26 protein-coding genes and 3 pseudogenes are annotated in these 24,830 nt (G+C 33.2%); 13 read left to right on the top strand and 16 right to left on the bottom strand.

The window, feature by feature from the left end; all coding sequences use genetic code 11:
* Positions 1 to 3 precede the first annotated feature (3 nt).
* The gene (locus MWJ95_RS14235; RefSeq protein ID WP_249106187.1) at positions 4 to 231 is read right to left on the bottom strand and encodes a helix-turn-helix transcriptional regulator; all 228 of its coding nucleotides are present in this window, start codon (positions 229 to 231) and stop codon (positions 4 to 6) included.
* A gap of 174 nt (positions 232 to 405) precedes the next feature.
* Between MWJ95_RS14235 and MWJ95_RS14230 the strand changes: the two genes are divergently transcribed.
* From MWJ95_RS14230 to MWJ95_RS14215, 4 genes are all read left to right on the top strand, one after another.
* Entirely contained in the window at positions 406 to 816 is a 411-nt protein-coding gene (locus MWJ95_RS14230; protein ID WP_249106185.1) for a helix-turn-helix domain-containing protein, read from the top strand.
* 23 nt (positions 817 to 839) lie between these two features.
* The gene (locus tag MWJ95_RS14225; protein ID WP_249106184.1) at positions 840 to 1,727 is read left to right on the top strand and encodes a hypothetical protein; all 888 of its coding nucleotides are present in this window, start codon (positions 840 to 842) and stop codon (positions 1,725 to 1,727) included.
* 242 nt (positions 1,728 to 1,969) lie between these two features.
* Entirely contained in the window at positions 1,970 to 2,407 is a 438-nt protein-coding gene (locus tag MWJ95_RS14220) for an ImmA/IrrE family metallo-endopeptidase (RefSeq protein WP_249106181.1), read from the top strand.
* Between the two features lie 103 nt (positions 2,408 to 2,510).
* Positions 2,511 to 3,674: a site-specific integrase gene (locus MWJ95_RS14215; RefSeq protein WP_249106180.1), complete on the top strand. Its 1,164-nt coding sequence runs from the start codon at positions 2,511 to 2,513 to the stop codon at positions 3,672 to 3,674.
* 1,161 nt (positions 3,675 to 4,835) lie between these two features.
* Here MWJ95_RS14215 and MWJ95_RS14210 read toward each other — a convergent pair.
* A complete protein-coding gene (locus MWJ95_RS14210; protein WP_249074583.1) occupies positions 4,836 to 5,171 on the bottom strand; it encodes a hypothetical protein in 336 nt (111 codons plus the stop codon).
* Positions 5,172 to 5,344: 173 nt separating this feature from the next.
* Here MWJ95_RS14210 and MWJ95_RS14205 point away from each other — a divergent pair, with 173 nt between their 5' ends.
* Positions 5,345 to 5,542 carry a hypothetical protein gene (locus MWJ95_RS14205; protein WP_249106177.1) on the top strand — a complete coding sequence of 66 codons (198 nt, stop codon included), beginning with the start codon at positions 5,345 to 5,347 and terminating at the stop codon, positions 5,540 to 5,542.
* Between the two features lie 165 nt (positions 5,543 to 5,707).
* Here MWJ95_RS14205 and MWJ95_RS14200 read toward each other — a convergent pair whose 3' ends face one another.
* Positions 5,708 to 5,959 (bottom strand): hypothetical protein, encoded by a 252-nt coding sequence (locus MWJ95_RS14200; RefSeq protein WP_249074581.1) that lies wholly within the window; start codon positions 5,957 to 5,959, stop codon positions 5,708 to 5,710.
* A gap of 236 nt (positions 5,960 to 6,195) precedes the next feature.
* On the opposite strand from MWJ95_RS14200, the gene MWJ95_RS14195 reads away from it, so the two are divergent.
* Positions 6,196 to 6,405, top strand: a complete 210-nt coding sequence (locus MWJ95_RS14195) for a DUF6440 family protein (RefSeq protein WP_249074580.1) — start codon at positions 6,196 to 6,198, stop codon at positions 6,403 to 6,405.
* A gap of 223 nt (positions 6,406 to 6,628) precedes the next feature.
* On the opposite strand, the gene MWJ95_RS14190 is transcribed toward MWJ95_RS14195, so the two are convergent.
* Complete coding sequence (locus tag MWJ95_RS14190; RefSeq protein ID WP_249106175.1) at positions 6,629 to 7,153, bottom strand: DUF2199 domain-containing protein; 525 nt, start codon at positions 7,151 to 7,153, stop codon at positions 6,629 to 6,631.
* Between the two features lie 188 nt (positions 7,154 to 7,341).
* Here MWJ95_RS14190 and MWJ95_RS14185 point away from each other — a divergent pair, with 188 nt between their 5' ends.
* From MWJ95_RS14185 to MWJ95_RS14175, 3 genes are all read left to right on the top strand, one after another.
* On the top strand, positions 7,342 to 7,560 hold the full coding sequence (locus tag MWJ95_RS14185) for a hypothetical protein (protein WP_249074578.1): 219 nt from the start codon (positions 7,342 to 7,344) through the stop codon (positions 7,558 to 7,560).
* Positions 7,561 to 8,001: 441 nt separating this feature from the next.
* Positions 8,002 to 8,196 carry a DUF4177 domain-containing protein gene (locus tag MWJ95_RS14180; protein WP_054771472.1) on the top strand — a complete coding sequence of 65 codons (195 nt, stop codon included), beginning with the start codon at positions 8,002 to 8,004 and terminating at the stop codon, positions 8,194 to 8,196.
* A gap of 184 nt (positions 8,197 to 8,380) precedes the next feature.
* Positions 8,381 to 8,587, top strand: coding sequence for a hypothetical protein (locus MWJ95_RS14175; protein WP_249074577.1), 207 nt, complete (start codon positions 8,381 to 8,383; stop codon positions 8,585 to 8,587).
* 1,134 nt (positions 8,588 to 9,721) lie between these two features.
* On the opposite strand, the gene MWJ95_RS14170 is transcribed toward MWJ95_RS14175, so the two are convergent.
* From MWJ95_RS14170 to MWJ95_RS14160, 3 genes and pseudogenes are all read right to left on the bottom strand, one after another.
* A complete protein-coding gene (locus tag MWJ95_RS14170; protein WP_249106173.1) occupies positions 9,722 to 9,886 on the bottom strand; it encodes a phosphoenolpyruvate hydrolase family protein in 165 nt (54 codons plus the stop codon).
* A pseudogene (locus MWJ95_RS14165) lies at positions 9,874 to 10,443 on the bottom strand (histidine phosphatase family protein). The gene MWJ95_RS14170 and the pseudogene MWJ95_RS14165 overlap by 13 nt, the downstream one beginning before the upstream one ends.
* Positions 10,444 to 10,526: 83 nt before the next feature.
* The gene (locus MWJ95_RS14160) at positions 10,527 to 11,012 is read right to left on the bottom strand and encodes an Lrp/AsnC family transcriptional regulator (protein ID WP_249074574.1); all 486 of its coding nucleotides are present in this window, start codon (positions 11,010 to 11,012) and stop codon (positions 10,527 to 10,529) included.
* 210 nt (positions 11,013 to 11,222) lie between these two features.
* Here MWJ95_RS14160 and MWJ95_RS14155 point away from each other — a divergent pair, with 210 nt between their 5' ends.
* The 3 genes and pseudogenes from MWJ95_RS14155 to MWJ95_RS14145 all read left to right on the top strand — a co-directional run bounded on the left by MWJ95_RS14155 (position 11,223) and on the right by MWJ95_RS14145 (position 14,672).
* The gene (locus tag MWJ95_RS14155) at positions 11,223 to 12,128 is read left to right on the top strand and encodes a DMT family transporter (RefSeq protein WP_249106171.1); all 906 of its coding nucleotides are present in this window, start codon (positions 11,223 to 11,225) and stop codon (positions 12,126 to 12,128) included.
* A gap of 498 nt (positions 12,129 to 12,626) precedes the next feature.
* Positions 12,627 to 13,830 (top strand): annotated as a pseudogene (locus tag MWJ95_RS14150) (IS110 family RNA-guided transposase).
* Positions 13,831 to 14,214: 384 nt separating this feature from the next.
* Positions 14,215 to 14,672 (top strand): annotated as a pseudogene (locus MWJ95_RS14145) (putative iron-sulfur cluster-binding metallochaperone).
* A 209-nt stretch (positions 14,673 to 14,881) separates the two neighbouring features.
* Here MWJ95_RS14145 and MWJ95_RS14140 read toward each other — a convergent pair.
* From MWJ95_RS14140 to MWJ95_RS14115, 6 genes are all read right to left on the bottom strand, one after another.
* On the bottom strand, positions 14,882 to 15,013 hold the full coding sequence (locus tag MWJ95_RS14140) for a DUF6157 family protein (protein ID WP_249074726.1): 132 nt from the start codon (positions 15,011 to 15,013) through the stop codon (positions 14,882 to 14,884).
* Positions 15,014 to 15,373: 360 nt separating this feature from the next.
* Positions 15,374 to 17,047, bottom strand: coding sequence for a DEAD/DEAH box helicase (locus MWJ95_RS14135; RefSeq protein ID WP_249106169.1), 1,674 nt, complete (start codon positions 17,045 to 17,047; stop codon positions 15,374 to 15,376).
* A 110-nt stretch (positions 17,048 to 17,157) separates the two neighbouring features.
* Positions 17,158 to 18,390: a DEAD/DEAH box helicase family protein gene (locus tag MWJ95_RS14130; protein WP_249106167.1), complete on the bottom strand. Its 1,233-nt coding sequence runs from the start codon at positions 18,388 to 18,390 to the stop codon at positions 17,158 to 17,160.
* Between the two features lie 324 nt (positions 18,391 to 18,714).
* Positions 18,715 to 19,431, bottom strand: coding sequence for a class I SAM-dependent methyltransferase (locus tag MWJ95_RS14125; RefSeq protein ID WP_249106165.1), 717 nt, complete (start codon positions 19,429 to 19,431; stop codon positions 18,715 to 18,717).
* A 125-nt stretch (positions 19,432 to 19,556) separates the two neighbouring features.
* Positions 19,557 to 20,165 (bottom strand): DUF3267 domain-containing protein, encoded by a 609-nt coding sequence (locus MWJ95_RS14120; RefSeq protein WP_249106163.1) that lies wholly within the window; start codon positions 20,163 to 20,165, stop codon positions 19,557 to 19,559.
* Positions 20,166 to 21,584 carry an aminotransferase-like domain-containing protein gene (locus tag MWJ95_RS14115; RefSeq protein WP_249106161.1) on the bottom strand — a complete coding sequence of 473 codons (1,419 nt, stop codon included), beginning with the start codon at positions 21,582 to 21,584 and terminating at the stop codon, positions 20,166 to 20,168.
* 129 nt (positions 21,585 to 21,713) lie between these two features.
* Here MWJ95_RS14115 and MWJ95_RS14110 point away from each other — a divergent pair, with 129 nt between their 5' ends.
* On the top strand, positions 21,714 to 22,625 hold the full coding sequence (locus tag MWJ95_RS14110) for a DMT family transporter (protein WP_249106159.1): 912 nt from the start codon (positions 21,714 to 21,716) through the stop codon (positions 22,623 to 22,625).
* Positions 22,626 to 22,700: 75 nt separating this feature from the next.
* Here MWJ95_RS14110 and MWJ95_RS14105 read toward each other — a convergent pair whose 3' ends face one another.
* The 3 genes from MWJ95_RS14105 to MWJ95_RS14095 all read right to left on the bottom strand — a co-directional run bounded on the left by MWJ95_RS14105 (position 22,701) and on the right by MWJ95_RS14095 (position 24,755).
* Positions 22,701 to 23,444 carry an amidohydrolase family protein gene (locus tag MWJ95_RS14105; protein ID WP_249106156.1) on the bottom strand — a complete coding sequence of 248 codons (744 nt, stop codon included), beginning with the start codon at positions 23,442 to 23,444 and terminating at the stop codon, positions 22,701 to 22,703.
* A 311-nt stretch (positions 23,445 to 23,755) separates the two neighbouring features.
* The gene (locus tag MWJ95_RS14100; protein WP_249074567.1) at positions 23,756 to 24,448 is read right to left on the bottom strand and encodes an ABC transporter permease; all 693 of its coding nucleotides are present in this window, start codon (positions 24,446 to 24,448) and stop codon (positions 23,756 to 23,758) included.
* Positions 24,449 to 24,473: 25 nt separating this feature from the next.
* Positions 24,474 to 24,755 carry a hypothetical protein gene (locus MWJ95_RS14095; RefSeq protein WP_249074566.1) on the bottom strand — a complete coding sequence of 94 codons (282 nt, stop codon included), beginning with the start codon at positions 24,753 to 24,755 and terminating at the stop codon, positions 24,474 to 24,476.
* Between the last annotated feature and the right edge of the window lie 75 nt (positions 24,756 to 24,830).

Below are 24,830 nucleotides of genomic sequence, written 5' to 3'. Positions count from 1 at the left end.
CTCCTATGCCAATCGTTTTGTACAAGATTCTTGTATGTTGTACCCAAATAAAAACGCTACATCTTCATCGAGTATTTTCGAAATCAATATAGCGACTTCTAAACGGGGTCTAGAGTAACCAGTTTCCCAATTGGATACAGTTGCTTTACTTGCGCACTTTAAAAGTTTAGCTAACTCTGTTTGTGTAAGTCCTTTCTTTTTTCGTGCGTTAATTAAATTCAAGTTTTTCATATTATCACCCCCCAAACCGTATGAGCAACTTGTACTTTTATACTAACAACAAGATTCTCATACGTCAATACAAAAGTATGATTTTTTTGTACTTTATTTTCAAAACTAAACATAGCATCGACAAGGTGGTACAATTTACTTGTACATTTATAAATAAAAGATGGTGGTGAAACCATGATTAAACAACGATTGAAAGCTGCTAGAAAAGCTAAAAAATTAACTCAAGAACAGTTAGCGAAGTTACTCCAAACTACTAAAGGTACGATTAGCAACTATGAAAACGGATATAGCACACCTTCTAATGAAATGCTTGCACTACTTTCCGAAAAACTTGATGTTACTTCTGATTACTTACTAGGTAGAACAGATAGCTCACAACCACTTTCTAAAGAAGAACGTGACATTGCTAAACGCTTAGAAAGTTTCCGTGCTGAAATCGAAAATAGTGATGGCCTTGCTTTTGATGGTGAACCAATGTCAGAGGAAGCGAAAGAATCACTAATTGAATCGATGGAGCACATTTTTAGACAAACGCAACGAATTAATAAGAAATATGCACCTAAGAAGTATCGTGAGGATGAATAATTTTTAGGAGGTTAAGGGGAGCTATGCTTAATGACTTTAAATTCAATATTTCAAATGATGAAATAAAAAAAGGGTATGAAATTATTTTTCAACCTTTCTTAGAAAGTTATAGGGATCGTGTAAATGAATTATATTTAGATGAATACAATGACCAAGGTGACACTTTCATTTATATGGAACCTATAAAATTATGTTTACTTTTAAGTGAACATAATAGTTACGTAGTTATTGCTCGTTCTGAAAGAGACGAATTCATTACCCTTCCTCCATCACAAGAGAATTATGAATTTAGCCAAAATCCAGAAAAACTAAAGATTAAATTTATAAAAGAACAATTACAGATAGATAGCTTTTTAGACTATACACAATATTTTGCTTTTCTTAAATATATTGGCGGAGACTTCTTTAAAGAATCCTATCATCAAAATCTTTTTGAAGAAGCAAAAAGCAATGGTATATCTACAGCTGATAGCCACGCAAGTCAGTATGAATATTATAAAAGCTTAAATGCCCTCCTAGCACCTAAAGTGGCACTTGATGTAATAGATTTAGAAATCATCCTTTCAAAAGTAAATAACCCCTCATTCAGATACGAATTTGAGGAGTCAATTAAGGCATATAATGCTGGTTTATATTTAGCTGCTGCTGCAACTGGAGGAATTGCTTTGGAAAATATTTTGCGTTTGTTAATACAGGCAAAGACCAAGGCTAATTTACCTCAAAATACATACATCAAGGATTCATTAGCTGTGTTAAAACGTGAAAAAGTATTATCAAATCGACTTTCTGCTTCTGTTGATAGCTTAAAGGCAATTAGAAATTCTAATGCTCATACTAATTCAGACCCAGTAAAAAAAGCAACAATTGATCATCTATATTCTGTTATTGAAGATTTATCCTATTTGCTTTAATTGATTAGACAGCAGTTCGAACTGAGCATGTAATTTTCTACTCAATGCTAATGTATCACCGTACGGGTTTCCTTCTTCAGAATACCAAAGCGCACGTTGTAAACCTTCTGTTATGGCAATTACTTCTTCTTTACTTAAAGTGATTGTAATGAAATCTGTACCATAACAAGCGTATCCGCCCCCTACTAAGTTACTTATAATAACCAGTATAGAACGAAATGATTAAGAAATGAAGTGATTGAATGTGGATAAAAACACTTATTGCGAAACAAATTAAAAAGTATAATACTTCGTGCCCATTCAAACTAGCAAAATATTTAAACATTCAAGTTATTGAATATGATTTACATAAAGAAATTAGAGGTTACTATAAATATGATAGACGGAATAAATACATTGTTATTAATAGTAATCTTAGTGACGAATGGAAGAGAATTGTTTGTGCGCATGAATTAGGACACGCGATATTACACCCAAGGTTAAATACACCATTTATGCGCAAAAACACATTGTTTTCGATTGATAAAATTGAATGTGAAGCAAATACATTCGCTGCATACTTATTAATCCCTGATGAAAGTTTGTTTGATTCACACAATCAAATGACTATCTATGACATAGCTACCTTACATAATGTTCCTGTGGAATTAGCAGAACTGAAATTTAAGGGGCTATTTTAATACATAAAACAAGAACATACATTCTCAAAAATGAAAGGAGTGATGCCATCTGATTATCCTACATTAATTGCGCCTGCCCGTGTTAATTATGGAGGTAATCGAAATGTCTAGACATAAAATGATTAAAACAAAAAAAGATTGTATTTACTGGTACAAAGATACAAATAACAAAAAGAAATTTTCCTTTCGCTACAAGTATTATGATCGTTTTGGGAAACGAAAAGAAAAATCAATGTTAGGATTTGATACTGAGCAATCTGCTGAACGAGCGTTAATAGAGATAAAAGCTAATGTACTTGATGGAAATGATAGATTTGTAGAAAGCGCCAATCTGACTGTTGCTCAATGGATGGAAGTATGGTTCGAAATGAAGAAAAAAGTATGGCGTCCTGGTACCTATATGCATTACCAAGAATCTTATAAAAATCACATTAACCCACTTATTGGTCATTACAAGCTTCAAAAACTCACAAAAATGACTCTTCAACGTGAACTAATTGATAAGCTAGTCTCTTATGGATTAATGCGCCCAACAGTCCAAGGAGTATTTAGGGTCTTTAAATCAGCTGTTTCCTATGCAGTCGAAGAAGAAATTCTTATTCGTGACCGTTTTAAAAAAATGGACTTTAGTGCTGCTCCAACAAGTGATAAAGAAAACTACTATACTGAAGAAGAGTTAGAGGAATTCTTATTATGTGTTAAAGAAAATGACCCTACTACTCGTTATTCGTCTATTTTGACTTTAGCAATGACCGGAATGCGTAAAGGAGAAATGATGGGGTTAACATGGGACGATCTTGACTTTAAAAACAAGATTATAATCATTAATAAAGCACGGACACGCACAGGTCTTGGACCACCCAAAAGTGATAACGGTTATCGAAAAATAAGTATGAATGATGAATTATATGTCCAATTAAAGAAGTATAAAGCGTGGTGTATTAAGAAGAAATGGGAACGAAGTTTGAAACATGATGATTCTGACTATGTATTTATTTCACGTCAAGGTTGTCGTCCGATTGGATTAACTTATGTTGAGGATGCAATCAATATGATTTGTAATAAATATGGATTACGAAGAATCTCCCCTCACGGTTTAAGACACACCGTAGCTTCTATTTTACTTTCACGCGGAGAAACACTTGTAACTGTTGCAAAGATTTTAGGTGATGATCCAAATACTATTCTAAAAGAATATGTTCACTCGTTTGAAAAAGACGAAATAAAATCAATTGAATTAATGAATCAGTTTGCAACAGGTGGATAACGAGAAAAAATCCATAATTAGATGAATTTGGGGTACAAATTGGGGTACAGACTTTTCTGTGCCCTGTTCAACCCTTATATATCAATGGTTTTCTCTCATCTCCAACCTAATGATATAGTTTGCATGATACACCACGCCCATTTGGTCGGTCTCAGCATATCGAATTTCGATTTGTTTTTCACTAACAAACATTTTCTTCACCTCGTCCTACATTATAGCGTAAAAATATTGATTTGGCGGGGTTTTTGTTTTTTAGCAATGAAAAAACCTAATACTCAAGCTTATTAAAATATAATATTTCTTTTTTAAAAATGACTTGGTAAAAAATGTGTTATCCGTTTTAACCCTTTGTACCCCGCTTAATTGGGGTACAAAAAATATAAAGTTATATAACACTGGGCAGGTGCATAAGACTAAAATCTTTTACTACTTTTGTTACTTGATTCATCGTATCAGTTTTTAATTGCACCTCGTAAGTAAACATTTCTTTAGTACTCACATTACCATCTCCCACCCAATAATAACCTTGACGAAACGTCAAAGTCCTTAAGCTAGCCTCTGTTTGTTTTATGGCTGTTTGATACAGTTTTCAAAGCAGAAAGCCTTTAATTATTTGAAATAAATAAACTAACATATAAGTCTAAAAATACATTCTTAATAAAATATAGAAAATCATAAAGGAGAGGTAGAATCCATATAGTATTCCAGTATCAGGAATACTTTTTACTGACAACATGAGTTGTCAGTTTTTTTATTTTGTTGAAACTGCTCATTTTTTTCTGACACGATTGTCATTCCTTCTTTCTTAATCTCAATACACTTATGGTATAATCAAACAAAAAGGGGTTTTATTAGAATAATGCTTGTCATATTATTTTTTATATTTGTAATTTGGTTTTTATTTAAACTCATTAACTTGCAAGAAGAACAAAACAACTTACGGGAGGAGCAAAACGAAATTCTAAGGAATATATCCAACAAGCTAGATAAATAGTATACATAGATGGGAAATCCCATCTTTTTTTACCAACATTCCTCTCAAAACCATAACTTATCCCACCTACTCAATAATAGGCTCAAGCTCTTTCCACCGTCCCTATAATGCATTCCTAAATATATTTTTATCTAAAAATAGGGCTTTTAAAGCTTTAGGAAAAGTATTCACCTTCCTATACTAATTTCCCCTCGCTGGCTTGATAGATGGATCTTGTTTCCATCCCTCTCGTAAATTGTTAAAGTACCTTCTCTAACTACCTCTTCCCAACCATATACCCAAATGATTAGACTATAACTAAATGGAATACCATTTATATCAGAAGACTTTGACCACTCATATACAGAGTCATACTCATTTTCCTGTGTTAGTTGAGCGCTTTTAGGAACAGGAAAATCATTATATTTTTCCGATAACACATATTTTGAAATCGCAACGAAATAATAGCTACTTCCTAATACAATGAATAATACTACAGCAATAATAATCTGGTTATATTTCATCTATAATCTCCTCTAAATGTCGGAAATAAATTGAAGGGCAAATGCCACTTCGAATTATAGCGTGACTATAGCTTTTAAATCACCTTATCTTTTATATCCATCAAAAAAAGTAATTATTTTGAATATTTGTGTTAAAATTGAATGTATTTATAAATTTCAAGGGGGTGTAACAAATGCAAGAAAATAAAAGATTACCCTTAATTGCTTCTTTGTTTGCATTAATCGGTTTACCTATTATTTTTCTAACAATATCCTTATATACAGGAAATTGGCGATTTCTTATCTTTAGTATTGGTCCTGCATTTGGCGCTGGTTTAACAGGACTTATTCTTACAATGCAGAAAATTAGTAAAGATAAACGAGTGACTTAAAGGTTTTAACAGTTTTGAGATAAATAAGACATCAACTATCGTTCTTGTTTACTGTTCGCTAGCAAAATTCCATTTTTAAACTGACAACTGTTGTTGTCAGTTTTTCAATAAATATCCTCAATATTCATTTTCCACCTTCGAAAATTTACGAAAATAGACTAAGGCTTACTTCCTTTTATTTTTACCAGATTTCTCGTTACCTCGTTTAAAATTACCCGTAATTTTAGCTAACAATAATTGTACTGCCGTTCTATCATCTTCGACTTCTTTTATCCTTGTGATCAGACGCTCAGCCTCCTTATCCTTTACAAATTTAATTTGTTTACCTTCGTAATATATGACTACCGTTCCTTTTTTCGTAAATTGATAAGTAAATGGTTCTTCGCTTAATCTGTTTCGTTTATCTATTTCGCTCATTACACCATCTCCCTAATTCTTTTCTTTACAAATATTATATTCAAATTAATCTGTCGATTCACTGATTTTCTTTAATTCAGGCTGTTTCCCAAGGATTGTTGCTATTAACGGGGCAGAATGGGTAGTTTTCAAGAAAACTGTTGCCTTTTTAAACTAGGTAAGAGCGTGGTATAAAAAATGTTATTTGGAATTTCAGTAATAGTGTTTACATATAAATGAATATGGAGGCGAAAAAAATGTTTAATAATGATTCAGATAAGAATAAAGGATCAAAAAAGAGATTTGAAGAAATCCTTTCAGAAAATGGTGTGGCTAATGGAAACAGAATAATAATAGATAAAGAAACAGGGGTTCATTATTTATTTAGTTGGGGTGGATATGCAGGGGGAATCACTCCGTTATTGGATAAGGATGGAAAACCAATAATAAAGCCAAATAATGAATAACAGTGCTTTAATTAAATATTCGATTTAAATATCAAACATAAAAACAGAGTTGATACTACACATTTAGTAGATTAATTCTGTTTTTATGTTTTAACATTAGAATAGCCTAAAATTAAAGGCTAATTTAATCTACAAAACGTGTAGCTTAAATCTGCCTTTTTTGATTGATATTTCATGAATAGAGTCTTAATTTAAGCCTCTGTTAGTGCAACAAGAAAAGTTATTATTGTTCCCCATTATCGCATAAGTCTTCTGCTATCTGTTTTATACGCTCTATTACTATATCTTTTCTTTGTTCCATGGCTAGGGGATGTTCAGTTGGTTCTAACTCAATATAAGGTCGTTCTCCAACCGGACGAGTATGAACCATTGTTTTTAAATTTGTTGTTTCAGGATAACAAGGAATCGAAGTTTGTAGCCAGCCAAACATCGGCTCTAGTTCTTGTTCTCTTCCTTCAACTTCCCAATAATCATTGGTTTTATTAAAATTCACGTCACTTAAAGAAACCCAGACATTCCAAATAAATGGCTCCTCCGCATCTAATACAGGAATCTCAATACATCCACGGATAAAAAAATACTCTTCGTCAATAATGCACAAATCCTCATTCATCTCTATTCGGCTTTCATGCTCTTCTAAGGGTATGTTGTAATAATAATCAGGTACAGGACTTCCATAACTCATCGGAAGTTTAGCGTGATTACTTCCACAACATCTACATAAATAACCTTCTTGAAAATTACTCATTCTAAAATCCCTCACGAGAAAAATAGTTTTTCTCAAAATTACTCCTAATCATAATAACGAATTCAACTAACATGTTCCGTTGACATCTATAAACGCTGCGGCTTTTTTCATTCAGTCCAATCGGTCCAATCTCTTCACATCACAAAAAATTCGCGAAAACATATAATATTCTGAAAGGAATGATGATTATGCCATGGCAACAAAAAATAGCGTATTTAGTTGGTCAACCTGTAGGCGTATCACTCGTCAATGGTCAAGGAACATCAGGAATATTATGTGGAGTATCAAATGGCAAGCTACTTTTATATGAATATCTATATCGGACTCAATTTGCTTTAAAACAATATGATTTCTTTATGATTCAAGATGTTAATGGTTTTCCGCCCTGTAATCCAATAGTATATTAAAAAACAGCTCAAATTTATTTTAAGCTGAAACAATTTCTTGAATTCTTATTTAATGTCACTCAATTATTTATATAGAAAAAAACGAAATAGAAGAATAGCACAAGTTTGTAGTAATAGACGCTGAAACACAAAAGGTACTTCTTAGCGGAGACACTTATCATATCTACGATAATCCTTACAAATATACATGCATAAATCACCGTAGAAATGAACCGCACCTCAAATGTTACGTCTTAATAAAACTAAAAGTTGGTGATTGGTTCCACCGCCAATGCATGTAGATTGTTCAGAAAAATAATATTTATTGAACCCGACAAACCGTTTTCCCAGTATGAACTGGGATTTTTTCATTTTCCTCATATTGTTCATTAGTTTGCTGTAGCGTCTGCAAAAGCTGCAGCTTATTTATGTTATAATCTGGTTAAAAAGGAGCTGTTTTTAATGTACGAATATAAGTTTGTTAAAATTGAGTTTAAAAAAATATCAGGCAGACCTACCGAAGATTATCGAGAAGTAATTAAAAATCACGCAAAAGAAGGTTGGAGATTTATTCAAATCTTAACTCCTGACTTTACTACTGCACCTGGGATGGGTACTTACTATGAACTAATTTTCGAGAGACCACAAAATACATAAAATCTATTTCTGAGGCTATAAACTAAGAACCTTCGAATTTAGTTACTAAGGGTCACCCTATCCAAAGTGACCCTTTACTCATAGTGTGCAGTAATTGAATTAAACAAACCTGCATTTTCAAACATTCACCAATTATGTTATTCTACATATAAGTTATTAATATAGGTATTAGGAGTGTTATGCAATGAGAACAGACGGTACACATTCTAAAATTGGATATATAATATTTATTTTTGGTATCTTCTTGCTTGTAAGTGGAACAGGCAGATTAACTGGTTCCCTAGAATACAATTCATTTATTTCAAATAAATCTATTGCAATAATATTCGTTGCTATAGGGCTATCTGTTATTTTCATTTCATTCTTTGTAAAACCTCAAAAAGATAAATAACTTTACTGAACAATTCCCTTCGATTACTCCTCAAGTTTTCATAGACTTGTACTAACATAAATTTGTAAAAAATCAATTTTCTTCATTCAAACTAACTCCTTTGGAAGATTATCATAAAGTCGTTTATGATCATGAAAAAGAAGGATAGAGGTTAGTATAAATCTTTGCACCTGGAATAAAAGGCCACGGCACTCCTTCTTTTTTGAATTAACATTTAAACGTAAGAATGATTAAGGGAAATGAGGTTTCATTACCTTTTTTTATTGAACAAAATACTCATATTGTTTATTAAGGTTCTTTGTTTTAATGACACTCTCCAATGAAAAAAACACATTAGGTTAACTAAAAAACGAATTCATGTTAACCTATATACATACCATTTATTTGGAGGTGTTTTTTTGACTGACAAGAATAGAACAGTTATTAGCTCGGTTGGCGGTTTGGCATTATTTACTTTAGGAGGATATAGAATCTTTACTAACAACTTAGAAGCTATGTCCTTACTAGTAGCATATATTTTCTTTATTTGCGGATTTATAGGCTTTGTTTTTAATGTAGTAAAGTTGTCGAAACTCCCTCGAACTTAGCATTGCTTTGTAGCAATGCTTTATTAATGTAATTGAACATTTTTTCAATTACAAAATCTTCAGAAATGGAGCTGTAAACAAGTATATGAACAACAATCTCCAGTAGCCGTAATAGAAAACTTTTTTAAAAGCTAATTATTTTATTCGCTTGAAAACTTCCGTTCGGTCCCTAAATCCTTTTTCAGAATATGGAAAATACCTGAAATTAATGTTAAAATTCCCATATAGTAATACAACTTTAAAAACATTCGGTAATATTCTTGAAAAAATGAGGGGCTTGAATGAAAAAAATAATCTTAATTAGAGTATTGGCAATTATAGTATTATCACTAATTCTTTTTTCAGACGGGATACAAACTCATGATCTTTTTTATCTTTTAATTGCTGTTTTTATCATTGGTGTTCCGTGGTACAAGCTTTTCAAAAAAATAATTTTTATTATCAGGATTTATAGACTTACCAGCCTTAATAATTCGTTGAATTCGAACAACACAGTCATTTAAGTTTGTTCTCTTCCACAAATGTGCATATTGTTGGATTATGCTTATTATTTAGAGCTAATAAAATCAGCGCCACCTTGTTCTGCGTATTTAGCTGTCATTCCAGCACCTGCAGCAACACCTAAAATATATTTATTTTCATTAATTTGTTTATGAATCTGTTTTAGCTTGCCCTTCCATTTCATAGGGTAACAAGCGTTTATACCTCCCATAACCTTTTTACATGGACCAATTCTTGGCCATCGAATTCCATTTTATAAATGTCGGGCTTAGTTGTATGTAATAAAAAGTTCAAATCATATCTACTATCATAAAACCCCATTATTAACGTCATTATAGCCCCATGCGTACCAATTACTACTTTCTGTCCTTGACATTGATTTAATAATTCTTTTAAGACTTTTATTGCACGTTCCTGACAATCAATATTTGATTCGCCTCCCTAAAAAGCATAGGTTGGGTCAGAAAATGACCTTTGTAATAAAGGGAATAATTCCTTGTCAGGGATTCGTTTCTCTTCAGCAATAAATATTCGTTCTTTTAGATCTTCACATACAATTACCTCGTTTTCTATTTGATTAGCTATTTCTTGAACAGTTTGGATTGAGCGACTATACGGGCTTGAGAAAACCGTATCGACGCCCTCTTTAACGAGAATATCCGTTATTCGTTGCGTGTCTAACTTCCCTTTTTCAGTGAGTGCCCTCGTTCTCTCATTCCCTTCCTTTGGTGAATCTCCGTGTCGAACCATATATATGAATGTTTTCATAATACCTCCTACAATTATCATGTTTCTATGTTTACGTTTTTGACCTAAACAATTTTTGTGACGAAGCTAAAATACAAGAACTTCTATTGGTCATCTTCTGCTATTGGTAAAACTGTAGAATATTTTATTTCTCTTAAAGATAAGTTTGTTTGAATTCGAGAAATGCCCAACATATTTAATTTTCTTATAAAGCTATTTAATTCTTTTCGATCTCTAATAATTACCTTTAAGAGATAATCATACTCTCCTGTTAAACAATGACATTCTAATATTTCTGTCATCGTTTTCAAGGTATTTTCTAAAGCTTCTAATTCCTTAGCTTGATGGATATTGGTACTCATGAAAACGTAACAGAGTAAATCGAATCCCAGCTTCTCATGATTTAAAATAGCAACTTGTTTGTCAATAAACCCTTCACTTTCTAAACGTTTTATCCTTGTATGGGTTGCCGGAGGGGATAAATTCACACGTCTCGCAATCTCAGCATTACTTACCTGTACTTCTCTCTGCAAAATATCTAATATTTCCATATCAACACTATCCAATAATTTTCTATCTATCGTTCCCATGCCATTTGCTCTCCTTTTTTTTATTCGAAATTTCAGCTACAACCGACAATTTTTATTAATTTTATTCCGTAAAACTCTATTATTCTTACTATTATTTTAACTTTTGTTCATTATACAAAATATTCTACTGCTAAAATAGCGAAAATGTTATGATTCTTTTATCAAATGTAACTCGATTGTAAATTTTAGAATCAAAGGAGAGATCGTGATTTGACGAATGTCTATGTTTTATTAATGCTTTTAACTAGTTTGCTTTGGGGAGGCAATTTTGTAGTTGCCAAATCGCTTGTTGCTCATGCCTCTCCGTTAACATTGACAAGCTTAAGATGGATCATTGCCGTCGTTGCACTTCTTCCAATGGTATGGTGGAAAGAAAAAAGGTTGCTCCCCTCTCGTGATGCCCTTCTCCCTTTATTTTTAATGGGCATTACAGGTGTGCTAATGTTCAATATCTTTCAATTTTTAGCATTGGAAAGAACTACATCGACGAATGTTGGCCTCATTTCAACATTAAATACTATTTCTATTGCGTTTTTTTCATTTCTTTTTCTAAAAGAAAAGATTAATATTTTTCAAGCTCTTTCAATGTTTCTTTCGTTAGTTGGTGTTCTTCTCGTACTTTCAAAAGGGAATATCAACTTATTATTGTCTTTTCATTTTAATTTGGGTGATTTATGGATGATGGCAGCTGTATGTGTTTGGGGAATTTATTCCGTCTGTAGTAAATGGGCAATGAAAACTACTTCGCCACTAATGTCTAATTTGTATTCAGGAATATTTGGTCTTCTTGTATTATTGCCGTTTAACCTTAATGATTTTTCGATTTCCAATGTGAATCATTCTTTTCTTCTATCGCTTTTATATACGGGGTTTATTTCCACTGTCGTTTGTATGGTGCTTTGGAGCATAGGTATTCAAAAATTAGGGGCTACAACATCCGGTGTTTTCCTTAATTTCAATCCGATTTTCACTGCAATTTTAGCGTTTTTATTTTTAGGAGAGAGCATCTCTTGGACACAAGGAATTGGTGGATTAATCGTTATTATTGGCTGTTATTTATTTTCACGTTTTAAAACGAAAGCACCTTATTTAAATACAGCCCTTTCAAATTCATAAATAACTTCTATTAAAAAAGGTCAACATAATTCGTTGACACTCTACCGGATAACAGCTGAAAGAAGTTAAAGTGAATGATATTTTTTCACTTCTAATGGAATGGATATTACATTTGAACTACCCCCACTTATCAACCTTACGGTCTGATTGAAGTGGGAGATTCTTGGGAACAGAGCATACTTGTTGGTGTATTTCTTTAATTTTTTGTCATTACTCTTCCTCCAATCTATTCTTTCACTAAACTGCTCCGTTCGTATTATAAGGTCAGCCAGATATTTCTGGTTGACCATTTTTTATATGGTTTTATTATAGCAGTAGCCAGGGTAGAACGTATCTGCACGTGGGGCTTGATCCCGTCAACTAAACCGTTCGCCCCCTACTTGCAGAAACATGATTGAGGCTGGTTGGGACTTAGATCTCGTATAACAAGCGAAGCTATGACACTGCATGGAGGATTAGGGGTAACTGGCAAACTATGATTCTAGGAGGAGATTAATAATGAATCCAGTCGTTGGTCTGGATATTTCAAAAGGAGAAAGCCAGGTTCAAGCATTCTTAGATAAAGGCAAACCATATCGTAAAAGTTTTAAGGTAACTCATACTTTAGAAGGTCTAAATGACCTTGTTATATTTTTAGAGGATGTAAAAAACGAGGCTGGTATGAAGCCTACAATCATTTTAGAAGCTACAGGACATTATGGTGCTCCTGTCATACATCATTTAGAAGAACGAGGATATTTATTGATTATCATTAATCCGTTAATTTCATATAAGGCAAGAAGTTCAAGTTTAAGAAAAGTAAAAACGGATGCCATTGATGCCTATCTTCTTTGTGAATTGTTCTATAAAGAGGAATTAGAGCCATATAAAAAGCGTGGTGTGCAGTTATTAAACCTTCGTAATCTTACTAGACAACATGAAAATATAACTGGCGTAATGATTCAAACTAAGTTGCAATTTCAGGCAGTCCTTGAACAGGTATTTCCTGAATATAAGGGGGTTTTCGGAGATTTATATTCTAATGTTTCACTATTAACTCTTTCAGAGTTCCCTTCTTCAGAAGATATTTTGAAAGCAAGTGAGGAATCCATTACAGACAAAATTTATGAACTATGTAAGAGTAGATCAATTAAATGGGCAAATGAAAAAGCATTACAGCTTAAAGCCGCTGCAGCTCGTAATCCTTTTGAAAAAACAGTTTATCAGAGTCATATTTTAAGTCTGGATATGTATATAAAGATCCTTCTTCAGTACAAAGAGCATCTATCAAAGTTAGGAAGAATATAGTATTATCAAATCTATCCCAGGTATCGGTGAAAAAATCGCTGCAACGATTATTTCTGAGATTGGTGAAATAGATCGATTTAACAATCCTAAAAAGCTTGTGGCTTTCGCTGGAGTTGACCCGAGTGTTTTCGAATCAGGCAAGTTTTCAGCGACCAAAAATCGAATTACAAAACGAGGTTCAAGTAGACTTCGTCATGCCTTGTTCATGGCTGTTCGTTGTGCAATACGAGATTGCAGAAAAACTAGAACAGACGATACAATCATTCCTCGAAACAAGAAATTACGTGAATTTTACGATAAAAAACGTGACGAAGGAAAACCTTTTAAAGTAGCGATGGTAGCTTGTATTAATAAACTATTACATTGGATTTTTACCTTATTAAAAAACAGAACTAAGTACCAAGATTTAGCTTGATAAGTAGGTACAACTAAATCAAACAAAACCTTCCAAAAGCAAAATTTAGGACGGTTATTTGTCATGCACTTTTTTAGTATAGCATGTGCCTATTAAATTTTTAACAGAAAATTATTGACAAACTATTAGCTGGTTAGTTGAATTAGTAACAATCTTTTCGAAAGGCTTTTTTCGTATGAAAACAGCCTTTTCAAAAAAAGAACAATCTACATTTTGGTCTCTTGATCATTTTTACGTTCACTGTCTTGTTGAAAATGAAGCGATGCCATCTCCCTTTTGACTTCGTACATGGTTTATACTTGATAGAAGGCGTACTATGAGTACTAACCAATGTTCTGCAACCGAAATCTTAACCGCAGAAAAAATGTATGAGGTGAAATGAAGATGGGAAATTGTTGTAATAGCGTAAAAAAAAATAGTACTGAAAACACTATTTTTTGTCCCTCTTGCGGAAATAAAGCAAAAAATGTACAGCTAATAACCATTAAATCAATGATTAAACCATCTGTATTAGGATCAATAAATGCTATGGAAAATCACTATTTTTGTGCTACTAAAGATTGTCATATCGTTATTTTGATACGAGTAATAAGAAGTACCTTCTATCTGATTTAAAGGTAGCTGTGCATCAAAAGGATGACGCATTAAGTACACAGATTTGTTATTGTTTTGATTGGACGAAAGAAAAAATTAAATACTCTATTGAAAATGAACTTACTCCTAATCCGTTAGAAGAAATTCGTGCAAATATTAAAGAAAACCGTTGTGGCTGTGAGGTAAACAACCCTCAAGGTAGTTGTTGCTTAGGGAATGTCACGAAATATATAAAGAGTCTCCCTTAAATCTCTTTCTTCAGTGGAATTAGATCTTATCATTAAAAATCGGGAATGACTTTATAAAGGCTGTTTTCTCAAAGATTGTTGCTGTTAAAACAAAAAGACAGATTAATCTACCAAAACACCACGTGTAGATTAAACACTGTCTTTTTATATTTCGTGAATTAAAATTTAATTAAAGTAGCCGTCAGTACAACCAAGAAGGGATTGTTCCACTATTTTTCTCTCCGCTTAGAACGCATACCTTTTAATAAAGTGATATTATCCGAATTGAGAAATTGCTCGTACCCTTCACTATTAACATCATATATTGCAAGTTTTCCTTCGTCATGTAGTGTATTCCCCACCCATATTTCTTTACCTTTAAGTAATCCTCGATAGAATAGTCCGGAACGTATTAAGCCCTCCAATTGAACGAACAGTTTCCTTCGTTATAGCATCATTAAATTGGTTTCTCTCTAAACAAAAAGCATATAGAACAAACTATTATCAGAAAACCATGATGATAAATCGATGACATATCGGCATTTTCAAGAATCGTTTGCTCATCTTTTTCCACAATTTTCGTAATAAGCTGATTAATATTATTTTCTGGATTAATGCTATTAAGTGCATCTAAACCAATTAGTATTGTTTGTAATTCATCATGGAAAAGAACTTTTACCAAGCTTATAGTTAGCTAAAATCCCTAATCACCCTGCGAATCCCTAAATACTTTTTGTGTGCATATCCATATAGTGAATAATTTTATCGTAGTAATTTTTCCTACTAAATCGCTTCAAATCTCCTACAACATAAAATTCTTTTTTCGCCCTTGTTACAGCTACGTTCAATAAATTTGGTTTCGAACATGTCCAATTCGCAGCTCCTTCGGTTTGTTCATCAGTTCCTGTGACAAAGTAAACAATGTCTGCCTCTTTCCCTTGGAAAGTGTGAACTGTTCCTATAGATTTTTCTAACCATTCATTCAATTTCGGATCTTGTAGGGGTTTTAGTTTTTGACGAATCGCTTGTTTTAGCCCATCCCTCACCGCTGTAAAAGGAGTAATAACAAATAAATTGGGCAATTTATTTTTATCTTTGTATTTATCAAATACTACCTGTGCCATATATTCTGCTTGTTCCTTAACATACTGAGCTTCCTCTGCTTTTCCTACGCAATCAATCCATTCACCAATACCAACTTTGTCTGTTTCGGCTAATACCATTTTATTATCATAGGCGATACCATTAGCTATAGAAAACATCGGATTTAAGCAGCGTCGGTGAACCCATAATGGAATACCAATCCATTGATTTTTTTCTTTATCTTTATAAGTACCATATGGATTCGCTAAATCAGCAACGCTTTGAACAGATGTTGTGGCACTCATATAATGCTCCTCAAGATTGAAATGCTTGCAAATATCCATTAATAATGTTTTATCAATCGTCACCACTGGTTCGATTTGAATCGGGTCACCTACAATTACAGCTTTTTTGGATCGCCACAGTGCCCCTACTGCTAATTGAGGACTAGCTTGTCCTGCTTCATCGATAAATAGATGAGAAATAAAATTTTGTTCGATTCCTTTATACATATTTGCAAAGCTAGCAAAAGTAGTGCTAATTAATGGCGTAACTAGATGAATTACATGCCAAAGGTTTTTCAGATACTTTCTATGTTCACTACTATTCAAGTTTAGTGCTTTTCGATTAGCAAAAAGCCTTAATGAACTACTAACAATCTTATGATTTTTTATTAAAAATAATTTATGAATTTTCATAGCCATCAGAAAAAGTAAGCCACGCTCATAGTTTAGTATATCAGTTTGCCAAATCACATTTTGTTGCCTGTAATCATTATTACTATCTTCCCAATATTTATCTGTCGATAATTCTAAATTTTCTTGAGAATATTCAGCTTTAAATTTCGTACTTGATTGGATTATATTTTCTTTTTGATCTTTCAAACTACCTTGATATTTACTTATTTTTAAAGCTTCTCGCTCCAATTCAATTAAATCTTGTTCAATTTGTGTTTGCCGTTTCCTTAATATTTTTTCATCTTGATTTTTTGCACCTAAAATTCGTAATAAGAAATTAGGCTTTTTAAAAGTATTTAATTCTCTCTCTATTTCTTCTTGCTGTACTCGCAGTTGTGATAGATCGATTGTTATTTTTGATTGATTTTGCTCCATTATTTGAAATTCTTCTTCTAATTTTTGCAATTCTTTATCTAATTCAATATATTTTTGTAAATCATCTTTTTTCTGTTCAATTGAATGAAGCAGGGAGTTAAATTCTTTCACAACTTTTTGCCAGTCTTCTGCAGAAAGCATTTCATTATCTCTCTGTAATTGTTTAACAAATGACAAATCATCTCCATCGTCTTTTAGCAAACCCCAAATAAAATTATCAATATTTTTTGATTTACCAAATATACCTGAAAATAGCCCCCAAGTTTCATCCGAATGATCGATTAGTTTTTTAGCTATCGAAGGATAATAGTCTAACTCTTCAAGATACTCAGTATTTTCTGATCATACTCATTTTTTATTCCTGGCTTAATAACTCCCTCATCATTTTTTTCAGGTTTAGCAATTTCCTTTCTTTTAGGTAAATCTTTAGAGATATTTTCAACAGCTCCATTATTACTGGATGCAACAACGATAGAATATTTTTTTAAATTTTCATTCATTTCATAAACTATGTTTTTAAAGCCATTTAATTCAAACATTCCTATCTTTCTAAAAGCTGTTTTTGGATCTGGAAAAGCAGCCATTTCAACCGCACGTTGGACAACTATATTTGCAAATACATCTTTCAATAATGTTGTTTTTCCTGTACCCGGGGGACCATTTACAGAATGAAGTCTTCCATCACCATTAATAATTTGATTTACTGCTACTTGTTGCATTAACGAGAGTCTATGCACAACAGGAGATGGCCATCTCCCTAAGGGTAAATTTTTAGGTTGTAAAATTTGCTCTATTAGTTCTCGATTATTATCAATATCAGTACGTTTCTCATTACCTACTATAAAGTCACGAAGCGTTGCATTACTTCCCTGCTTCCAAGCTTTCTCAATATCTGCTAAAAAGAAGCTATTGCGATTCATTTGCTCATTTCGGCTACCCATTTTGAATACAGTAATTTGTAAGTATTGCTGAGAAAGTTTGGAAAATCCCTCGAAATATTGAGTATATTGGTGCTGCAATGCACGAATACTCTTTTCATCTACGCCATTCGTAAATATAGCAATCGTCTCTTGCTCCATCTGCCTACAAATTCTTTCATAATGACTCAATAATTCACCATAATCCGAATTTCCATTGCCCTTCGAGAATTCTTTAAGCAAATAATGGACAAACGGTATAAATAACGATTCCTCTATGTACTTCCCTTCACTATTAACTGCGAAAGTAAAACTATAATTTATAGAAACATCCTTCTCGATCAGTTCCTCGTCACTCTGAAAAATAAACCTCATTTTCTCTACTAACTGCCACTGCTCATAACATTGCATATAATATTGAAATTGTATGCCATTTTCCTTACTGTTGCTTAATATATGTGTTTCCCATGGTCGATCTAAAGTTGCTACAGGAGCGATTTTAGGAACCTTTTTTCTATGGGTAAATAGGGACTCTCTTAATGTCCCTTTTAAATTTGGTAATGTTTTAGGTTGAACCGCTTCAAGCAAATACCAAGCATTTAAGACTGTATTAATTTTATTCTCCATATTGTACCATCCCTTCCAATTTTGATATTACAGTATAAAAGTCGGAGAAACAATAAGGGACTCGCCAGAATTGGTGAGTCCCCTTTAGTTAAAATACAAATTAGTTCTCTTTTTTAAACAACTTACTTGTTTGTGAAAGCTTCAACACAATTAACTTTTCGTTTTCAACATCTAATCCTACAGGTATCGTATCACTCAAGATGGATAAAATAATCTGAATAAACGGAAACGGAAGTAGTATCTGTATTTTCTGAAAGAAAGTGGGGCCACCGTCTAGTTAAAACATACTTAAACCGCTCCATACCAACTTTCGTACAATATCAATTATTTCACACTATGAAAAATAAATGATTTCGTTTCCTTAGTTGCTTGTTCAAACTCCCAATCGCCATAAGCTTGAATTTGTGAAAAGCCTACTTGGTATAATGATTCATAGATTTCTTCGTGTGTTCTAAACCTTAATTGCATTTTTTCATGAATTAACACTTCATCTGTTCGTGCATTTTTAACAATTTCGTAAAACGTAAAAACATCCCCTACAAACCCTTCATATTCCGTCCAAATTTCAAGTGGATCACCACTCACCTCATCCTTTGCAACATCTGGTTTATCATCTTTTTGCCAGTGTTCCCACTCTTTTGCTAATGGGTTACGCGTATCAAAAATAAAATGTCCTCCAGGTTTTAATGCTCGATATGCACTTGAAATGACATGCTGCCAACTTTCATCTGTAAGAAATACTTGTGCAACATTCGCTGTCATTATTACAACATCAAACGTATTTGATTGTAAATTCGAGCTATCGCCAACAATCCAAGTCACTTCGTCTGCATACTCTTTACTTTTCGCCCTTTCAATCGCTTCTGCATTCGGATCAATAGCTGTAATATAATAACCAGCTTGCGCAAAATGGATTGTCAACCTTCCTGTTCCACAACCTAAATCTGCTATTTCTTTCCCATCTATTTTCTTTAAAAGTGCCAAGAAGAATTCATTGTCTTTTCCCCGGCTATTAATTTGATCATATACTAATGGAATCATCTATTTACCTACTTCCTATAGTGATTTTCCCAACAATAAACTAGTTTAATGTTGGGAAAATTTAAATATTACATATAATTCTATACCATATTTTTACATCAATGCAAATGAATCTCTTTACCTTTTTAAGCTTTTTTCCAATAAGTGTTTGGTCCATTACATGTTAAAGTTGCATTTTTCGGTACTTGTTTCATGATTAGAAGAAGATTTAGTAAATCCACTGACGATCCCAATGAGTTTAGTATAATCAAGAACTTTAATGTCGTTGTTAAGAGTCCAAATGCACTGAAAACTAGTGGGAAAATTATTGAAAGTATAATAAAAGGTGCAACCGTAATGAACAAATATCTTGATTTTGAAATCTCTTCTTCCGTAATTACAAAACCCCCGAACAGAGTAAGCCCTACTGCAGTTTTTTCTGATTTCATAAAATTAGGAATGAAGATCAAATGAAGTATTTCGTGAATGATTAATAGTAAGACAATCCCCAAAATAACGCTTACGTTAATGGTTATTGATATTCCACCAGATGTAAATCCAAAATCTCTCAAAGAAATACTAGAAAAAATATTTATTATCCCAATAGAGATCATTGAAGCGACAATCATTAAAGGAATCGATAACAAAATAGCACTTATTAAATTCTTCGGTTCTTTCATCGGAATCCAGCCATTGTTAATTAGCTCTACATGTAAATTGGGGTTACTTTTTGGCAACTTGTTTAGTATTTTCATTTAACCTCTCCCATTGTTTTTAATAATTTCACTTAATTTGAAAATCCCTTCCTTCATTTCATCGAGTGAAGCATACCCATAAGAGATTCGTATAAACTGGCCTGTTTTTTCCGCATAAATACTACCTGGATTTAGAAGAATATTGTTGGATAATGCTTTTTCAAATAGCCTTTTTACTTTAAACTCAGGCTTTATTTTCACCCATATGAACAATCCACCTTTTGGGATGTCCCACGTAGCATAAGAACTTAAATATTTATCCATTACATCTAAAGCAACTTTTCTACGAATACTAAGTTGTTCTCTTACTTTTTCGAGATGATCATCATAAGAATTACTAGATAGCCACTCTGCAGCAACGAGCTGGGAAAGAGTACTTGATCCATAGTCAGATTGCATTTTTAAATCTGCTAATCGATTAATGACAGACTCCGGGCCGACTACCCACCCAATTCGTAGTCCTGGACTAAGCGTTTTAGATAAACTCCCAACATACAAAACATTTCCGTAATGATCCATCGCTTTCAGTGGTTTAGGTGGTGGCGTGTCAATCCATAAATCACGATACACATCATCCTCTATAACGGGCAATTGTTCTCTTTCACAATAGGTAATTAATTTCTTTCTTCTCTCTTCTTGCATTAAGGAGCCGGTTGGATTATGGAAGGTTGGAATCGTATATAAAATATTTTTTCCTTTTTCCTTTGTCGGATAAATTGAATCGATGAGTATTCCCTCATTATCCATCGCTAATCCTTGCAACTCCATCCCCGCAGACTCAAAAACAGTCAACGAGTAAAGATAAGACGGCATTTCTAACAACACCGTTGAACCTCTTTTTAGAAGTCCAATCGAAATTAGATGTAAAGCTTGGAGCGCACCAGACACTATGAGAATGGACGACGGAGACGCATCAACTCCTCTTACCTTTAAATAGTCACTAATGGCCTGCCGTAATTTAATATTCCCTTTTGGCTCTTCATAGCCAAAAGTGGTCAGTTGATTCGAAACCTTTTGAACAACGCATTTCATCTCTTCTAAAGGGAACATCTCTGGTGATAATTCTCCTTTACTTAATTGTATAAGATTCGTATTCGATTCCGCTTCGTTAATCTCCTGCACCATCGAAACGCTAGGTTTATGAATGCCTAAAGTGACATTTTCATTCCAGTTAGTCGAGGATTTTGCCCCCATCAAAGTCCAAGTATTATTGGTGACGATTGTTTCCTTCCCCGCTTTACCTTCAATTAGACCCTCTGCCATTAATTCCTCTAATGCTGTGATGACTGTACTACGGTTAACCTCGAACTGGTTTGCCAGATTACGTTGACTTGGTATGGGACTGCCAATCGCCCACTCTCCCGTTGCGATTTTCTCTTTTATAAAATCAATAATCAATTGGTATTTTGGCTTTTTCATATGTACTCCCTTTACTAAACTGGTTGGTTTTTTTCATTATAACTTGTTGGAGAAATTTTACCAAAAACCTACTAACATTAAAAACATAAATTTAATTGGTTGGATGAGAAAATTAAACGAGGTGTATTCATGTTAAAAAAATTTAATGTTAAAATTATGGTTGCTCAATTCATTATGATCCTTTTATGGGCATCAGCTTTTCCAGCAATACGTGTGGCATTAACGGCCTATTCACCTGAACATATATCACTTTTACGATTATTGATTGGCTCAATCGTATTATTGATCATAGCGGTTATCACAAAAACGCCTTTACCCGCGTTAAAGGATATACCAGCTATTTTATTACTTGGCTTTTTAGGATTCACTGTGTATCAAGTAGCACTAAATTATGGGGAACAAACGATTAGTGCTGGCGTTGCAAGCTTACTTGTTTCAACAACCCCTATATTCACCGCTTTGTTAGCTGTATTTTTTTATCGTGAGAAGCTTGGATTATGGGGATGGCTTGGTTCACTTGTTGGTTTTTGTGGTGTAGCATTTATTTCTATAGGAGGTTCAACTGAAGACTTTGCTTTTAATAATGGGATAATTATAGTTTTAGTAGCATCCCTATCGGAAAGTATATACTTTGTTTTTCAACGTCGTTATCTAGAAAAATACGGGGCTCTTCGCTTTACAATGTATGCCATTTGGTCAGGTACTATTTTTATGTTACTTTTCTCGCCGGGCCTAGGTGAAGCCATTATGGATGCGCCATTAAATGCAACATTCGTCACTTTGTATCTTGGCATTTTTCCAACCATCATTCCCTATTTTATGCTGGCTTATGTTACAGCACGCACAGGAGCAGCTGAAGCAACCAGTACGCTTTATTTAACTTCTGTTTTTGCATTTCTTATCGCATGGATCTGGCTTGGTGAGGTTCCACATTTTTCTGCCATAACTGGGGGCTTGATCACTTTAATAGGGGTATTTATCGCCAATATTAAGAAGGAAGATATTATGAAAGAAAATATCAATGCTGAGAGTTTAAACTAACTGTATGCGTTTACTTTATCTTTCTATAAAAAGTCAACTCTACAATAAAATGAGTTGACTTTTTTATAGCTAAGCTTATTTGAAATAAAAATCCATAGCATTTTGATAAAGAATTTTATCCGCTGACATCGGATCAAATAATTCTTGAATCAGTTCAATATCTGCATAAGCAAACGGTCTTTTTGCTCGTGTAGACGGCAAATCTGTGCCGAACATTAACGCCTCTGGATTAACAGCATGAATAGATTTCAAAGCATGTTGTACATCGAGCTCTACACGACCAAATCCTGTCGCCTTTACTCTTACACCTTTTTCTACGAGGTGCAACAAATGAGGTAAGCCTTCCTCTGATAACCCTAAATGATCAATTGAAATCGCCGGTAATTTTTCAATCGATGGTGCAATATCAGGTAAATCTTTTGCGTCTATATATAATTCACTATGCCAACCAGCTAAATCATAAACACGTCTCGCAAAATAATCGAGTTTCGTTAAATCTTCGGAACCGCCACGTTTCACATTGAATCGTAGTGCTCGTACACCTTTGTTATGTAAATCCTTTATCTCATCATCTGTCACCGCAAATGGTAGCTGCGTAACGCCACAAAATGCAGTGCCCATTTTCTCTAAAGCATTCACTAAATAAGCTTGGTCAAATCCTTGAAAAGAACCTGATACAATTGCACCACCTACAATATGATAAGTCGCTGTTTCTTTTTGGTAGTCATCTACAACATAACTAGGTGGTACATACCCTTGATTTTCAGTAATAGGATAATCGAAATCAATAATATGAAAGTGTGCATCAAAAATTTTCATCTTTACCGCCTCCTTTCTTTTACGTTATCAAATAAAGTACATAAAAGAAATTTATGATTTTCTATGTAATTCAATAATTTTTACTTATCACTTTGAACTTTCGAGTCGTTAAAGTCTCGTAAAACTTTTGTTTTTGAGCCGAAAAAAATTCCTATTAGAAATACCTTAATGTATTACTTTCTGCTGTAATTATCGCTATAAAACCTGTAGCCATAATCCATATAGCATAGCGATTCTCTAGTTTTTTCTCTTGCTGATAACTAATATAAGGCTATTTATTTTAAGCACAAATATCTTGTATACTTATGCCATTACACCGCATCCTCATTTTCAATATTACGAATACCTAGATATGCAATGATTACTCCAACTACTGCAAGCCCTAATTGAAGTGGAATGAAGGACACTAACGAAATTTCCGGGTTATAAGAACACGCAATTGCCACCACGAGTAGAGATGAACCAATCGTGGCCGGAACAGAATGATTACGCATCCCAAAATATAATGGAATTAAGCTTATTCCTGTTGAGGCAATAGCAAAAGGAACTATATTAATGACTTCACCTATGAACTGATTTGTCGTTATCGTAAATGGAACGATAGGAAAATAACTATTAATGATAGAAAATAGACCAACTACAACGATATTAGTCAACATCATAGCAATTAACGTTAAGACAGCTATAAGGACCAGTTTACTAGCAATCAGTTTCTTACGACTAACAGGATAAGTGAACATAATCAAAATTGTTCTGTTTTTATATTCTTCAATAACTAGTTTCGCAATTAATACAGAGGCAAATACAATAAACGTTGCTCTTACACTTGCACCAATCAGTATATTTACATCTTCATACGTTGAAATGAGTAGATCCCCTTCGCTTTGTGCAATATAAATAACTAAACACATTATTGTTGTTAAAACAATGTTTGCGATAATTGCACCTTTTACATACCAACCTAAATTAAATTTCTTCATTTCCAGCTTTAGTAGATGTAGCATAGCACCATTTCTCCTCCTCGGTTTATTATTGCATCATAATATAAATAATACTTAAAATGTTAAACATCGGTATGTTGTAACCATTTCTGTATTTATCAATTAATAAACGTAATAAAATAATAGCTAAAATAATTGTCAATATTGTTTTAATAAGAATATCCACTAATGGCATTAGTCCAATTCCAACTTTAAATCCCCACGGCACAAGGTCGACCGGAAAGGAGGTCACTACAATACAAATGATTATTTTTATAAAGTAAATAAATAATTGATATTTTCCCCACCCTAGTCCCATCAGTTTAAGCATGGATTCTCTCTCCTTTCTTTTATTTAAGAGATACTAAAGCTTTAAGTATTCTATCCAATAAAGGAATAGTATTTC

The sequence above is a fragment of the Lysinibacillus sp. Bpr_S20 genome (assembly GCF_023337835.1).
Lineage (GTDB): Bacteria > Bacillota > Bacilli > Bacillales_A > Planococcaceae > Lysinibacillus.
Note: the sequence above shows the minus strand (reverse complement) of the source record. Positions and strands in the feature narration are given on the sequence as shown.